The organism is Psychrobacter sp. AntiMn-1, from assembly GCF_001854065.1.
GTDB lineage: Bacteria > Pseudomonadota > Gammaproteobacteria > Pseudomonadales > Moraxellaceae > Psychrobacter > Psychrobacter pacificensis.
Genome location: NZ_CP012969.1, coordinates 1,155,985 through 1,170,667, shown reverse-complemented (window position 1 = coordinate 1,170,667; position 14,683 = coordinate 1,155,985). Strand labels below are relative to the sequence as shown.

Here is a 14,683-nt window from a genome sequence, read left to right as displayed (position 1 = left end):
CAAAAAAACTACTGTAAAAGTGCTCATTCTTTTTTATAGAACAACCTAATCTGTCATATTTTTTATTAAGCAGCAAAATTTTTGGGGCTGAGAGCGAAATATTTGCGTTTTTCTTGTGCTAAATTCTCGGTTACGATGGCGCTCATATTGAGTAGCGTCAAGACAAAACACTTAACAGAGTCATTTTTGTCGGCCTACTTCTTAAATCTCTCTTATGTCTAAGAAGTGATAAAAATATGAAAAATATAGATAACCTTATCGATAATAAAGCCCATACTCGCATCGAAAAAGATTTATTGGGTGAGCAAGCCGTACCAGCCACTGTCTTATATGGTATTCAAACGCAACGCGCCGCGCAAAATTTTGACATTACCGGCGTGTCAATCAGCCATTTTCCTGATTTGATCAAAGCACTGGCAATGGTGAAAGCGGCTGCTGCCAAAGCCAATTATCAACACGGTCTACTCAGTCAAGAGAAGCTTAGCGCCATTACTGATGCGTGTAGCGATCTGATTAGTGGTGAGCATCATGAGCAGTTTATTGTGGATCTCATCCAAGGCGGGGCGGGCACGTCAACCAACATGAATGCCAATGAAGTGATTGCCAATATTGGCTTAAAAAAGATGGGGTTTGAGTATGGTCAGTATAGTCATCTCCATCCCAACAATGACGTCAATCGCTCTCAGTCGACCAATGATGTCTATCCAAGCGCGGCACGTTTGGCGATGGTATTTGCGGCAAAACCACTGCAAGAGGCCATTATCAAGCTACAAAACAGCTTAGCTATCAAAGGCAAAGAATTTAGCGGTATTCTAAAAATGGGTCGTACTCAATTGCAAGACGCAGTACCGATGACGTTGGGGCAAGAGTTTAACGCTTTCGCCAGTGATCTAGGCAGTGAAACGGCGCGAATCGAAGATGCTTGTTTACAGTTATGTGAGTTGAACTTGGGCGGTACGGCGATTGGTACGGGCATCAATGCGCCCAAAGGTTATGCCCGCTTAGCGATTAGTGAGCTCGCGGATATCAGTGGTCTGCCAGTGACGCTCTCTGAGGATTTGATCGCCGCCAGTGCCGATATGGGTGCGTTTATTACGTTTTCGAGTGCGCTCAAACGCCTAGCTATTAAACTGTCTAAATTGAGCAACGATTTACGTCTACTGTCGAGTGGACCGCGTACGGGCTTGGGCGAGATTAATTTACCAGCGATGCAACCTGGCTCGTCTATTATGCCGGGTAAAGTCAACCCTGTGATTCCTGAAGCCATGACCCAAGCTGCCTTTCAGGTAATGGGTAAAGATATGACGATTACCATGGCGGCAGAAGCAGGGCAACTGCAACTCAATGCAATGGAGCCGCTGATTGTTTATAACCTACTAAACAATGCGCGCCTGCTAGAGAAGTCGATTCGTATGCTCGATGAGCGCTGTATTCAAGGCATAACCGCCAATAAAGCTCGCTGTGCGCAGCATGTCGAAAACAGTATCGGTATCGTGACAGCACTGGTACCACATATCGGTTATGAAAACGCCAGTCGTATCGCAGGAAATGCGTTGCTGAGTGGGTCAGGCGTGGCGGAGCTGGTCAAACAAGAAAAGCTGCTCAGTGATGAGGAACTTGCAGCGATTTTATCACCTGATACGATGGTCAGTAGTATATAGATTGTGCACATAAACTGGATTGAACAAAGCAAAAAAGAGCGATATCTATCAACGGATATCGCCCTAATTCTTTTAAAGTGTCGTATCTTCATCGTTTTGATCACTATGACAGCGATGTGATGAAATTAGACAATTATTATCGCTTAGACCCTCGACCTTTTGAGGGACGTCTGCCGTTTGTAGTAGGTTTACCATTGCCTGCAGCATTCTTGCCACGACTGGACGGACGCCCATCTCTACCTTTAGAACCTGCTGGTTTTCTAGCATCATCCTTGGCGTACTTATTGCGCCCCTTTGCAGTACCTGCTGATTTTGCAGAGGGTTTTGACTTTGATTGAGCGTCAGTACGCGGTTTTTTTCGTGGTGCATTGCGCGATTTTTTGCCCGAATGATTGTCTTGCGACGAGGATTTTTCGACAGCTTTAAGCAGGACAGACAGCTCTGTTGGTGTCAGGTCTCGCCAGTCGCCGACAGGAAGCCCCTTAAGGCTTACATTCATAATCCGCGTACGCTCAAGCTTGACGACCTCATAACCAAAATGCTCACACATACGGCGGATTTGACGGTTCAAACCTTGAATGAGTGTGATGTTAAAGACGTTGGGTGCTACCTTAGTAACGGGACATTTTTTTGTCATCTTGCCCAGCATTGGCACGCCACTCGCCATACCCTCAATAAAGCTATCCGTGATTGGCTTATTTACCGTCACGAGATACTCTTTTTCGTGGTTATTGCCAGCACGCAATACTTTATTGACCAGATCGCCATTATTGGTCAAAAAAATCAATCCTTGAGAGTCTTTGTCCAAACGCCCAATCGGAAAAATACGTACCGAATGTCTCACAAAATCGACAATGTTGTTTTTTTCAGAGCTTTCCGTGGTGCTGACAATGCCCACTGGCTTATTTAAGGCAATAAAAATAAAATCATCAGGCTCGCGTGGCTCAATCAGCTGTCCGTTGACTTTTACTACGTCTCCAGCAGCCACTTGATCACCCACCGATGCACGCTTGCCATTGATGTATACATTACCTTGTTCAACAAAGCGGTCAGCATCGCGTCTGGAACAAATCCCACTTTCGCTGATGTATTTATTGAGACGAGTCGAGGAATTGTTATACATAAAGCACCGTTTTACCTGATAAAAAGCTTTTTTGCTAAGAAAAAAGCCTAAATTGAATGGTTCAGTCGTCTTGTCATTAAAGCGGCGACTTGCGTTTTACAGTCTAACGCTTACGTTCTGTAAAGCACTTTGACTACATGCCAGCCAAATTTGGTTTTTACCAAATGAGGGGTGAAAAGCTCACCGTTGAAGCAGATTTTATCAAAAGGTCCTACCATTTGGCCTTTTTCGAACTCACCTAAATGACCGCCTTTTTTGCCTGATGGACAGGTTGAGTATCGTTTGGCCAGCACATCAAATGCTGCGCCTTTTTTGAGCTTGGCCATAATATCTTCTGCCAACTCTTTTTGTTTGACTAAAATGTGCAATGCGCTAGCGGTACGAGCCATCGTATAAACCTTTCATAGAGTATCAATTATCGGGTCATTATATCATTACTTATCTTGTTTTAGCTTAGTTACTAACCTTTGTGATTCAAAGGTTAACTAAGGCAAGATTTAAGCCAATTTCTTATATTAGAGGCCCGTGTTTTCTCTTTAATATCTCTTCTTTGCAAGATAAGGAGGTTAAAGCTGATGCCAATCTTCAATCGCCTTGTGTCCAATTTCTAGTCCCACATCATAGCTATAACGGATTTTGGCTTTATTTTTGGACAATCGACTCGCCATGTTTTTTAAGTCGGGTGGACAAATCTCTAAAATTTTCTGTGATGATGGAGTCTGTAAAAATTGTACCGAGTCGTTGTAGCGTTGGGTTCGCGTCAACAAGCTTTGGGCAAAACCATATCGTTGCTTAGTATAATATTTAGCCAATAGCTGATCGCCTTTACTGCTTGTTTTAGCGTAGTTTTGCGGGCGAGTACGTATGACCATGAGCTTATCAATATTCTCTTGCTCAGCCGCCCACTGTACGGGCAAAGCATCTGCCACACCACCATCAAAATAAGGCTCACCAAATATCTCGACCGCTTGGCGGGTCAGCACTGGGATAGAGCTTGATGCCCTTAATCCATCGAAAATATTGTCTTTAGCCGCTTTGATGTAGATCGCTTCTCCTGAAATAGCATGTGTTAACACCATGTAAAACTCAGCATGATTGGCAAATAACTTTGCCTGATCCAGTGGATATTCTTGCTCCACTATATCCCACATCCACTTTAGATCCAGTAAGTCACCGCCTCTAAGGAAACGGCCATAATGAATAAATTCAGATCGAAGGGAATGATCCAAGTAAATATGTAGGGTACGGCCTTGTTGTGCGGCCAAATAGTTAGCAACGTTAGTTGAACCTGAAGAGACGCCCACACAAAGATCAAAAGGATTGAATTGTTGTTGTAAAAAGGCGTCTAAGACACCACTGCTAAATGCGCCACGCATGCCGCCGCCTTCAACCACCAGTGCTTGTCGATGTTGTTTAACCATTGAAAACCTCGAATGACGCTCGCAAAGTATACCTACAAGTACACAAAACGAGGGGATAAAAAATGTTTATAAATATAGTCGATACTAGGGAATTATATTTTTAAGCCGTTCTAAACCTATTTCTTGGATATAGACTGTAGTAGTCAACTAATTTAGGACTAATAAGAGGTTTTGATTAAAGTAGCGTCTCTCTGTCTCTAATGGTGTTAAAGAGTTGTTGAAGCTGTGCGGTATCACAGCTTGATAATAGCCCCAAATATAGTTAGTGATAGCACTTGATGCTTCAGCAATCTCTTCGTAGCCGCCCTTTAGCATCCACTGCGTCTTAAAGCTTCTAAAGAAGCGTTCAGTTGGGGCGTTATCCCAACAATTTCCCTTTCGGCTCATACTTTGAACCATGCCATGACAACTTGCGACTGACTCAGCGAATTTCTGACTGGTATAATGCGTGCCTTGATCAGAGTGAAACAGCACTCCATTAGGCTTGAGTCTAGTCTGATACGCCATCTGTAGCGCTTTGGCAGTCAAAAAGCTATCAGGAGAGTCTGAGACACTAAAGCCCACCACGCGCCGTGCAAACAGGTCTAGAACGACAGCCAAGTAACACCAACCGCCTTTGATACCGACATAGGTTCATCACCTGTCCAGACTTGATTAGGCGCTTTTGGGCTAAAGTTGCGATCTAAGATATTGTCATGGGTTTTGTGTTCTTGATCAGCTTGCTGTTATTTATGCGTCTTGAGCTGACAGCTCATTAGTCCCATGCCTTTCATAAACTTAGACGCTAGGTAGCGCGTCAACCGAATCCATGTTCATTCCACAGTATGGCGATAATGGTACGAGCGCCAGCCGATTGCTTTGAATCGTTGAATATCTGGCGTATCAGGGCTTTTAACTTAACGAGTTTATATCTATAGGCTTAGATCGTATACCATATAGTTAGATTACTATAAAATCGATACAATAAGATTCAACGTTATTTTTCGCAGCCTCTGGAGACGCAGTCACAGCAAGCAAGAAAAGTAGCGTTGAATCGAGCGCGTTTCCTATGCTGTATCAATTTTATTGAGGTTCTACTATAACTTGAATTCTCGGGTATATGCGCGGCGTTTGGTCGTCATACTAATTATCCTCTTTCGGATAGTATAACCTCTTAAACATGGGCCGATTTAATTATGCCACTACAAGATCTTGGCGGTCATAACAGTTGCCCCAACGCTTATAATTATTATCCGTTCTCGACTTAGGGTTATAAGGAATGGCGATGTATGTTTGAATTTTATTAGTGTCCTAAATTAGTTGACCACTACAATTTTTGGTGATGGTTCAAAAAGTAGGCTAACATTAGACATACCCATGATTGATGTAAAAGAAAGCTAAATCAAAGGCTTTAAAGTGATTTTCCAGCTTTTTAGAAAAGTTACAACTTCGCCTAAATGCTCGCCTTACTCGATGTCTGATAGTGCAATTATTACCTTCAATACCGACCGTGAAAAACTTGCCAATGACTTGGGTAAAGCCCTTAAAACCAGTAACAAAGCTATCCCAGGTATCACTAGCGATTTTAGCACAACTTACGCCTAAAGCTTTCAGCTTAGCTTTAAGCTTTTTGACAGTGTTAAGGTCTCGTTTTCCCCACACATAGGCAACAATTTCACCTGTGTCACGGTGATAGGCATAAATTAGCCATTGTTTGTTGGTCTTTTTACCTACGAATGTCCAAAGCTCATCTACTTCAAGACAGTCATATTGCCTTTGCTTGGGGGTTATTTGGTAGTGACACTTTTTTAGGGTGGCTAGTACTTTGCCTTTGCTAATTTTTTCAACGCAAGCGATGTCTTTTATGCCACTGCCTCGAACCATAAGATGGCGTATTTTGCTATCTTTTTGGGAGTGACAGCCTTGGTACGTTAAGGCATGGTCGCCAATAAACTGCCGTTTGCAGTCTTTGCATTTATAGTTTTGTTTACCATAGCTTTTGAAGCCATTTTTCTTTATACTGTCACTTAGACAGGCTGGGCATTTGATGTATAGTGTGATTTGCATTTCACTATTTTATCAATTTCTCAGCCTGTTTTTTTTCAGCCTACTTTTTGAACCACCACCCAATTTTTTACTTACAACACGCAACCTTTTTAACACACGTTGATTATAAATCTTTTTTTCAAGGTGCTAATATAATTGAGTAATACTTAACTTAGATAACATAAACCATTGTTTCTAATAACTTTCATCTTGTATTATCACAGATTATTGTTTATCGAGATTTTGCAAGCTTTACTTAACTGGAGAAATTATGCGTGCTTTAACTTACCACGGTGCTAAAGATGTGCGAGTGGACAATGTCCCAGAACCTAAACTGCAAGAAAAAGATGATGTTATTTTACGTGTGACTGCAACTGCAATTTGTGGCTCAGATTTACACTTATATCGTGGCAAAATGCCTGCAACCGAGGAAGGCGATATCTTCGGTCATGAGTTTATGGGTGTGGTTGAAGAAGTAGGCTCTGAAGTCACTGCTGTTAAAAAAGGCGATAGAGTTGTTATTCCTTTTGTTATTGCATGTGGTAACTGCTTTTTCTGTCAGCATGACCTAATGTCCGCTTGTGAGACTACAAATACAGGCCCAGGCGCTGCTATTAATAAAAAAATAATTCCGCCACCGGCTGCTTTATTTGGTTTTAGCCATTTATATGGTGGGATTCCTGGTGGACAAGCAGAATTTGTACGGGTTCCTAAAGGTAATTTTGGTCCGTTCAAAGTAAATGGCTCACTGTCAGATGAGAAGGTTTTATTTTTATCAGATATTTTACCAACTGCTTGGCAGGCCGTGACTAATGCCAATATTACTAAAGGTTCAACCGTAGCTATTTATGGAGCGGGCCCTGTGGGGTTGTTATCAGCCGCTTGTGCCAAAATGTTAGGCGCTGAGCAGATCTTCGTGGTAGATCATAATGACTATCGTTTGCAGTATGCCAAAGATACGTACGGGGCTATTCCGGTTAATTTCGATAAGGTAGATGCTGCTGAATTCATCATTGAACAGACCAAAGGACATCGCGGCGTTGACGGAGTTATTGATGCGATTGGCTTTGAAGCCAAGGGCAGTATGCTAGAAACAATAATGACCAATTTGAAAATTGAAGGGTCAAGTGGTGCAGCTTTACGTCAATGTATTGCAGCTGTGCGTCGTGGCGGGGTCGTTAGTGTTCCTGGTGTGTATGCAGGACCCATTCATGGTTTCTTATTTGGTGACGCTTTTGATAAAGGGCTTACTTTCAAAATGGGCCAAACCCATGTACACAAGTATTTACCACAATTATTAGAGTATATTGAAAATGGTGATTTATCACCTGAAGCTATTATTACTCACCGTATGAATTTGTCTGACGCTGCTAAAGGTTATGAAATTTTCGAAAAGCGTGAAGAAGAATGTCGTAAAGTCATTTTAACTCCTTAATTTTTCAAATTTACCCTTTACTTTTAACATTTAAAGATTAGGTCATAGCTGCTTTAACGAGATTGTCTTAAATAATGGTTATCGCTAAAGCAGCTAGTAAAAAAATCTTTGACTTGCTTTTCTCTGCACACGGCAAAAAAATCATTCCCCAACCGATTTTCATGGGTTTAGGGATTAAAAAAACTAACTAACTGTCTTAGATGGTCTTAAAGCTTAGAAGTGTAAAGCACAATAAACTTTCTTATATTTATCAGGATCATCTTTATTAGCTACAAACCCTTTGCTAACCAACTTTACCGAGTTAAATGTTTCACCTTCATCATTAGTTATCATAACAATCAAGTTTTGTTACCCAAAACTTTGGAGTTCTTTAATCAGCTCTTTAATTGTCTTAGTTCTATCTTCCCATTGCACTACACCCAAAACATAAAACCTCTAAACGATAACCTATCTATCATTTGACTTTTTTTGATCTTAAATGATAGTAATATCTTGCTATTATCAATGAACATCAATTATTAAGTCTAAGTAATAGAGGGGCATTATGTCCGTTCGTATTTATGTGAGAGCCAGCACTAAGGACCAAGACGCTACTACTAGAGCATTAGTAGATTTGGTTGCCTTCAGTAGCCGCTATGGTGATAGCTATGTTGATTACGTTGAGCACTTCAGTGGTACAAAGCTCGATAGACCAATCTTAGCTAAGTTGCTAAAGGACGCCGAGCAAGGCGATATTTTATTGGTTGAAAGCGTGGATAGATTAAGCAGGCTATCTCAAGATGGTTTTGCGATTCTAAAGCAGCGTATTAAAGATAAAGGCTTACGATTGGTGGTGGCTGATCTACCAACCACTCATACGATGAGTGACGGTATGACAGGTGAGATCCTAAAAGTGATTAACGATATGCTGATCGATTTATTAGCGACCATGGCAAAGCTTGATAATGACAAGCGTAGAGAGCGCATTAAACAAGGATTGGCCAACAGTGGCTATAAACCCACTGGTAAGAAAACCAATACCGCAAAACACAATCGTATTAGAGCATTGGCCAGTCAAAACAATATGACAAAAGAAGAGATCGCTAAGGCGGTTGGTGTTGGCGTAGCTACCGTTTATCGTGTCTTAAAGCAGGTTAATAGCTGAGGTGTTTTAAATATCGACTCAACGTGACCTTTGGGCTTTATCTAAAGGCATCACAACGTCATATAAAAATCGTTTTAATGCAATAATGCCTCATTATAATCATTATATTGCATTCATAATTGTTTTTACGCAAAATGGCTTATCTATAATCGATTGAGCCACTCATAATGAATACCCCCATCTCAGATCCTATTGGCGCAGCATGGCTTATCCGTTATGCCAGCATCGAGCTGGTTTCCCCTTTATATGTCAGCAGTAGTATCGGTGGACGCAGACAAACCTATCTATCAGCGGGCTAAAGAGCTAGGAGAAACGCCTGAAAAACGTTCACAGCGTAGTCAGCATGACGATTTCTACCTTAATGAGACTAAACGTATTTGGCAGGACAGCAAATGCCGTTACGGTGCGTGTAAAGTCTGGCAGCAGATGAAAGCTGACGAGTTAAAGGTTGCTCGGTGTACCGTAGAGCGATTAATGAAGCAGTATGGCCTACAAGGCATCTGGCGTGGCAAAGGCAAGATTACCACCAACAGCCGTGACGACCAAAAACGCGCTGATGACTTAGTCAATCGCAACTTTAGCGCTTATCGTCTTAACTAGTTGTGGGTTGCTGACTTTACTTATATCAAAACAACGTGCGGCTGGGTCTATACCGCTTTTATCATTGATGTGTTTGCCCGCGCTATTGTGGGCTGGAATGTCTCTAATCGTATGAATACTGATATGGTAATGGCGGCATTAAATCAAGCAATAGCAGATAGAAACCATCCTAAAGATGTCATTCATCATAGTGATCGCGGGACTCAGTACTTATCCATTCGCTATACTTCTAGGATGACGGATTCTGGCGTCATTGCCTCTGTTGGTACCAAAGGTGATTCATACGACAATGCGTTGGCTGAAAAGGTTAACGGGCTGTATAAAACCGAGGTGATTCATTATTTAAAGCAAAACTGGACTGGTGGGAACGATGTTGAACTGGCAACCCTTGAATGGGTCGATTGGTTTAACAAAACCCGTTTGCATAGTAAAATTGGTTATGTGTCGCCTTTTTAGTTTGAGAGACGATACTATGATAGTCTTAGTGAGTCAGACAAAGCTGACTGACTCAGGCAATCCACTCTCCGATATAGTCGGGGCGTTTCACTCAAAAAATAGGAGCTTATAGCTCCCATTTTTATGTTAGCTTGCTAAGTCTCTATGTTAATTTGAAGAATACTTCATCATAATGTCCAAATATAGTTAATCCAATTTGAGAGTGGTACAAGGCAGCCGAGTGCAGATGTATCTGTCATACTTCAAGCAAGGTTAACGCTGTAACGCTTTTATAGTGGATTGACTATACAGCTATATTTTTTTGATTTCTACAATATCACTTGATTCAATGAGCGATTGGACATTACCAAATAAACTTTGAATATAATCAGTGGCCATATGGATATCTAAATCCTCCCTGCTACGCCATTCTTCTAAGAAGAAATATCTACTCGAGTCATTTTCGCTAATATAAAGCTCATATTTCAAGCACCCTTCTTCTTGAAGCGTAGGCTCTATTACACTTTTTAAAAGCGCTTCTAACGTCTCTTTTTGATCTGATTTTGCCTTAAAGTTCGCAACTATTGAAATAGTCATTATTTCACCTTGAATTTGTTTTAGGGCTTGTCCCTATTTTAAAAATGATGATAAAAATGAGATAAATTAAAGGCAAACAAGGAAAATAGCGCAGGTAATATCAAGATATTGGCCAGCTATTTGACACCGTTTGCCAAAGATTTAGCCATTTTTAGCCCATTTAGTCATAAACGCTTGAATTAGGGACACGCTCTAGAAGTTTTCTAGTACAATTTTGCCTTTTGACTTGCCTGATTCAAGCAGCTTATGTGCCTTCTCCAAGTTTGCAGCGTTAATTTTGCCTAGATTTTGGTTGAGGGTACTTCTAATTTTTTGCTGGTCAACTAATTGGGCAACCTGTTGCAATAGATCACCTTGCTTTTCAATATCATCGGTTTCATACATTGAACGGGTGAACATCAACTCCCAATGGATAGAAATAGATTTAGTCTTAAACGGCATAATATCAAAGGTTTGTGGATCATCGATCAATCCAAGCTTGCCTTGTGGTGCAATCAGAGAAACTATTTGCTCGATATAGGTGTCTGTATGATTGGTAGAGAATACGTATTTTGGTTTTGCAATGCCTAGTGTCTCGATTTGTTCGTTTAAATCTTTGCTATGATCAATGACATGGTCAGCACCAAGTGATTCCACCCAAGATTTTGTTTCTTCACGTGACGCTGTTGCTATAACGGTCAGATTTGTTTTTGCTTTTAAAAGTTGGATAGCGATTGATCCTACACCACCTGCACCACCAATAATTAAAATACTGCCAACTTCTGTTTCTGAAATTTGAAGCCGATCAAACAGCATTTCCCATGCCGTTATTGCAGTTAATGGCAATGCTGCTGCTTCTGCATTAGATACTGTAGTTGGTTTAAGACTGATAATTCGTTCATCGACGGCTTGATACTCAGCATTACTACCATCTCGGGTTAAATCGCCAGCATACCAAACAGAGTCTCCTACTTTAAACGAGGTAACTTTTGAGCCAACTTCAATAATTTCCCCAACGGCATCCCAACCTAAAATACGATTATTTGCTTCAGACGAATTTTTTCTCACTTTGGTATCAACTGGATTCACAGAGATTGTCTGAACTTTTACCAGTACATCACGCTCTTTAAGCGTAGGCTTCGCTTTTTCAATATCTACCAATGAATTTTTAAAATCATCATGGTTGTTTATAACATACGATACGGCTTTCATAGATTTGTCCTCAGCTTTAAAAAAATAGAGTAAAAATGGGAGCGAAGTGCTCCCATTTTATATTATTCAATCATTAAAACTCTTGGCTCGTTGGGCGTAAAACAATTTCATTAATATCTACATCCGCAGGCTGTTCAATTGCATAAGCAATTGCTCGAGCGACTGAGTCAGATGGTATGGCTTGTTTGTAGAAATCAGTAACAAACTCTGAACTTTCTTTATGAGAAGAACCGAATTTTAGTTCTGACTCAATTGCACCAGGCTCAATAGTAGTCGTTCTAATTGTTTCTCCAACTTCATGACGAAGGCCGTCTGAGATGGCTCTTACAGCAAACTTAGTACCGCTATAAACAGTACCTCCTGGACTAAATACTTTTACCCCTGCAACAGATGAGAGGTTAATAAAGTGTCCAAAGTTTTGTTTTTGGAAAACAGGTAGGGCAGCTGCTATTCCATAAAGAACACCTTTAATATTAATGTCGATCATACGATCCCATTCATCAACTTTTAGCTCACTTAATGGTGCAATAGACATTAATCCAGCATTGTTTACCAATACATCGATTTGACCAAATGCGCTTAATGCCTTTTCAATAAGTGCTTGCACTTCATGTGGCTTGGTTACATCCACACCAATAAATTCAGCTTGACCACCTTCAGCACGAATGTCTTGAACAATAGCCTCTAATTTTTCAGTACGTCTAGCACCAATGACAACCTTTGCACCTTTTTTAGCAAGTAAGCGAGCAGTAGCTTCACCTAAACCACTACTTGCACCAGTGATAACAATAACTTTATTTTCTATATTATTCATACAAGTAACCTTTAACCTATCTGTCAATCATATTTGAGGGTTAAGTATTACAGCCTTGCTAGGTATAATAAATGAATAATATTATCTTTCAGAATTCCTATTTACGGAATAATTACCATAACACAGGTTTGGACATGCAGAACAAATTAGAAATGATGCTGTAACTATCCCCTAAAATAACACAGCTCAAACGTAGAATTTCTTATAAAATACCCATAAGGAGTTTTGATATGAGCAAACGAATGACTGAGACCCAAATAGTATCCATTTTAAAAGAAGCAGAAGCTGGAATACCTGCTAAAGAGCTGTGCCGTAAATACGGGATTGCTAGCTCGACTTTCTATAAATGGCGCTCCAAGTACGGTGGTATGGAAGCTTCTGATGTTAAGCGATTAAAAGAGCTTGAAGAAGAAAACCGTAGGCTCAAACAGATGTATGCTGATTTAAGCCTCAAAGCGCAAATGCAGGAAGAGATCATAAAAAAGCTATAGCGCCTGTACCCGAGCGCAAAGTCTGGGCGCAAGAATTACAGGCGCAGTATGATGTCAGCATTGCAGTGAGTTGTCAGGTGGTCTGCATGAGTCGAACCGCTTACTACTATAAGCCTAAGCTATTTGATGATAGTGAGATTGTTGATGTCTTAAATGAGCTTACTGACAAGCACAATCGCTGGGGCTTTCCAAAGTGCTTTAAACGTATACGTAAGCTTGGCTATTCATGGAATCATAAGCGCGTACATCGAGTTTATACAGCGTTAAACTTAAACCTACGCCGCAAGTCTAAAAAACGCTTACCAACACGTAACCCTCAGCCGCTAAGTGTGCCAAATGCATTGGGGCATACATGGTCAATGGACTTCATGAGCGACAGACTACACAACAATATTCGCTTTCGAACCTTTAATGTGATTGATGATTATAACCGTGAGGTATTAGGCATTGATATTGGTACCAGTATTCCCTCACTCCGAGTGATTCGCTACCTTGATCAGCTGGCTGAGTGGCATGGTTATCCTAAGCAAATTCGTGTGGATAACGGCAGTGAGTTTACATCCAGGGTATTCACTGATTGGGCATCAGCTCATGGCATCTATATTGATTATATCGAGCCTGGCTGTCCTTATCAGAACGCTTATATTGAACGGTTTAATCGCAGTTATCGCAATGAGGTTTTAGATTGCTACCTTTTCAACAATTTAAACGAGGTCAATATGCTGACTGAAGACTGGATCAAGGTTTATAACAACGAAAGACCCCATGATTCACTTAATGATATGACACCTGCTGAGTACAGGCAGGTGGCTTAACAATTCTACGATGATGTTGTGTTAAGAATGGGGTATTTACAATGCGTATCTTTTGTGTCGCAGCAGAGTCTCGAAATTTTAAAGAGGCAGCAACTCAGCTAGGGATTTCCCCGCAGGTAGTGACACGAGCAATAAAAGAGCTAGAAGAGCAGCGCGGAGAGATTCTGTTCTACAGGAGTACTCGACAAATTAAAATTACCGCTGATGGAGAGCGTCTGGCAAAGCAAGCACGTTTTGCGGTGGGATCGATCGATGCTTTGTTTGTAAAAGACACCAAGGAAAAACGAGATGAAATGCGCGGGACTGTGCGTCTTACTGTGTCGTCTGTGTTAGGGCGTAAATTGGTCGTACCTGCACTAGCAGAATTTGCCACACGTTATCCAGATATTGTCGTGGATTGTGTGCTCACAGATTCACATTCGGATGTGATCGATGAGCGGATAGATATCGGGATCAGATTTGGATTTTTGCCGGACAATCGATATGTAGCAAGGGAATTGGCGAAAGTGAACTTTTATTCTGTGGGTACGCCAGAGTTAATTGATAAGGTTGGAATGCCCAAAAAAATTATTGACCTTGATAAATACCCTCTAACAGCACTATTCGATCATAAAACAGGGCGTTACTGGCCATGGACATTCACCGAAAGTCGAAGCTTCACGCCATCAAAGCCTCGTTTTATTACAGATGATCTAGAAGCTGAATTTCAAGCGATTCTCGCTGGCGTTGGATTCGGACACATGCCTGGATTTCTAGTTTTGCCGTGGCTTAGGAGTGGTAAGCTCATTCAGATACTTCATGAGGAAAGCTCTCCCGTTTGGCGCCTGTATTTATATCGTCCACAACGGGGCCCGACACCTTTGCGAATCCGAGCATTGTTTGATTACTTAGTGGAAGTGCTGGGCCATATAGAAACCTGAATCAGATGGAA

Annotated in this window: 14 protein-coding genes and 1 pseudogene; 7 read left to right on the top strand and 8 right to left on the bottom strand. The window is 41.2% G+C overall.

The window, feature by feature from the left end; translation table 11 throughout:
• Positions 1 to 257: 257 nt before the first annotated feature.
• On the top strand, positions 258 to 1,661 hold the full coding sequence (locus tag AOT82_RS04795) for an aspartate ammonia-lyase (protein ID WP_237182799.1): 1,404 nt from the start codon (positions 258 to 260) through the stop codon (positions 1,659 to 1,661).
• A 136-nt stretch (positions 1,662 to 1,797) separates the two neighbouring features.
• On the opposite strand, the gene rluF is transcribed toward AOT82_RS04795, so the two are convergent.
• The 5 genes from rluF to AOT82_RS04770 all read right to left on the bottom strand — a co-directional run bounded on the left by rluF (position 1,798) and on the right by AOT82_RS04770 (position 6,251).
• Positions 1,798 to 2,784: a 23S rRNA pseudouridine(2604) synthase RluF gene (gene rluF / locus AOT82_RS04790; RefSeq protein WP_071002034.1), complete on the bottom strand. Its 987-nt coding sequence runs from the start codon at positions 2,782 to 2,784 to the stop codon at positions 1,798 to 1,800.
• Positions 2,785 to 2,894: 110 nt separating this feature from the next.
• The gene (locus AOT82_RS04785) at positions 2,895 to 3,173 is read right to left on the bottom strand and encodes a peptidylprolyl isomerase (protein WP_071002033.1); all 279 of its coding nucleotides are present in this window, start codon (positions 3,171 to 3,173) and stop codon (positions 2,895 to 2,897) included.
• A gap of 177 nt (positions 3,174 to 3,350) precedes the next feature.
• Positions 3,351 to 4,205: a patatin-like phospholipase family protein gene (locus AOT82_RS04780; RefSeq protein ID WP_071002032.1), complete on the bottom strand. Its 855-nt coding sequence runs from the start codon at positions 4,203 to 4,205 to the stop codon at positions 3,351 to 3,353.
• A 147-nt stretch (positions 4,206 to 4,352) separates the two neighbouring features.
• A complete protein-coding gene (locus AOT82_RS04775) occupies positions 4,353 to 4,826 on the bottom strand; it encodes a DDE-type integrase/transposase/recombinase (RefSeq protein WP_083328853.1) in 474 nt (157 codons plus the stop codon).
• 723 nt (positions 4,827 to 5,549) lie between these two features.
• Positions 5,550 to 6,251 (bottom strand): IS1 family transposase, encoded by a 702-nt coding sequence (locus tag AOT82_RS04770; protein ID WP_071001266.1) that lies wholly within the window; start codon positions 6,249 to 6,251, stop codon positions 5,550 to 5,552.
• 250 nt (positions 6,252 to 6,501) lie between these two features.
• Between AOT82_RS04770 and AOT82_RS04765 the strand changes: the two genes are divergently transcribed.
• The 4 genes and pseudogenes from AOT82_RS04765 to AOT82_RS14075 form a co-directional block, all read left to right on the top strand.
• Positions 6,502 to 7,665, top strand: coding sequence for a zinc-dependent alcohol dehydrogenase (locus AOT82_RS04765; RefSeq protein WP_071002031.1), 1,164 nt, complete (start codon positions 6,502 to 6,504; stop codon positions 7,663 to 7,665).
• A 544-nt stretch (positions 7,666 to 8,209) separates the two neighbouring features.
• Complete coding sequence (locus AOT82_RS04760; protein ID WP_071002030.1) at positions 8,210 to 8,809, top strand: recombinase family protein; 600 nt, start codon at positions 8,210 to 8,212, stop codon at positions 8,807 to 8,809.
• Positions 8,810 to 8,976: 167 nt separating this feature from the next.
• Entirely contained in the window at positions 8,977 to 9,108 is a 132-nt protein-coding gene (locus AOT82_RS14245; protein WP_257785221.1) for a hypothetical protein, read from the top strand.
• Positions 9,095 to 9,865 (top strand): annotated as a pseudogene (locus AOT82_RS14075) (IS3 family transposase); the annotation flags it as partial. The gene AOT82_RS14245 and the pseudogene AOT82_RS14075, both read left to right, overlap by 14 nt.
• Before the next feature lie 291 nt (positions 9,866 to 10,156).
• Here AOT82_RS14075 and AOT82_RS04750 read toward each other — a convergent pair.
• From AOT82_RS04750 to AOT82_RS04740, 3 genes are all read right to left on the bottom strand, one after another.
• Positions 10,157 to 10,441: a putative quinol monooxygenase gene (locus AOT82_RS04750; protein ID WP_071002029.1), complete on the bottom strand. Its 285-nt coding sequence runs from the start codon at positions 10,439 to 10,441 to the stop codon at positions 10,157 to 10,159.
• Between the two features lie 192 nt (positions 10,442 to 10,633).
• Positions 10,634 to 11,632: a zinc-binding alcohol dehydrogenase family protein gene (locus tag AOT82_RS04745; RefSeq protein ID WP_071002028.1), complete on the bottom strand. Its 999-nt coding sequence runs from the start codon at positions 11,630 to 11,632 to the stop codon at positions 10,634 to 10,636.
• 73 nt (positions 11,633 to 11,705) lie between these two features.
• Positions 11,706 to 12,446, bottom strand: coding sequence for an SDR family oxidoreductase (locus AOT82_RS04740; RefSeq protein WP_071002027.1), 741 nt, complete (start codon positions 12,444 to 12,446; stop codon positions 11,706 to 11,708).
• Between the two features lie 230 nt (positions 12,447 to 12,676).
• On the opposite strand from AOT82_RS04740, the gene AOT82_RS04730 reads away from it, so the two are divergent.
• Positions 12,677 to 13,752 (top strand): IS3 family transposase gene (locus AOT82_RS04730; RefSeq protein ID WP_379542921.1). Its coding sequence is split into 2 segments (ribosomal slippage): positions 12,677 to 12,895 and positions 12,898 to 13,752, totalling 1,074 coding nucleotides; the frame shifts between segments, so codons are not numbered across the junction.
• 41 nt (positions 13,753 to 13,793) lie between these two features.
• A complete protein-coding gene (locus AOT82_RS04725) occupies positions 13,794 to 14,672 on the top strand; it encodes a LysR family transcriptional regulator (RefSeq protein ID WP_071002026.1) in 879 nt (292 codons plus the stop codon).
• Positions 14,673 to 14,683: the final 11 nt, after the last annotated feature.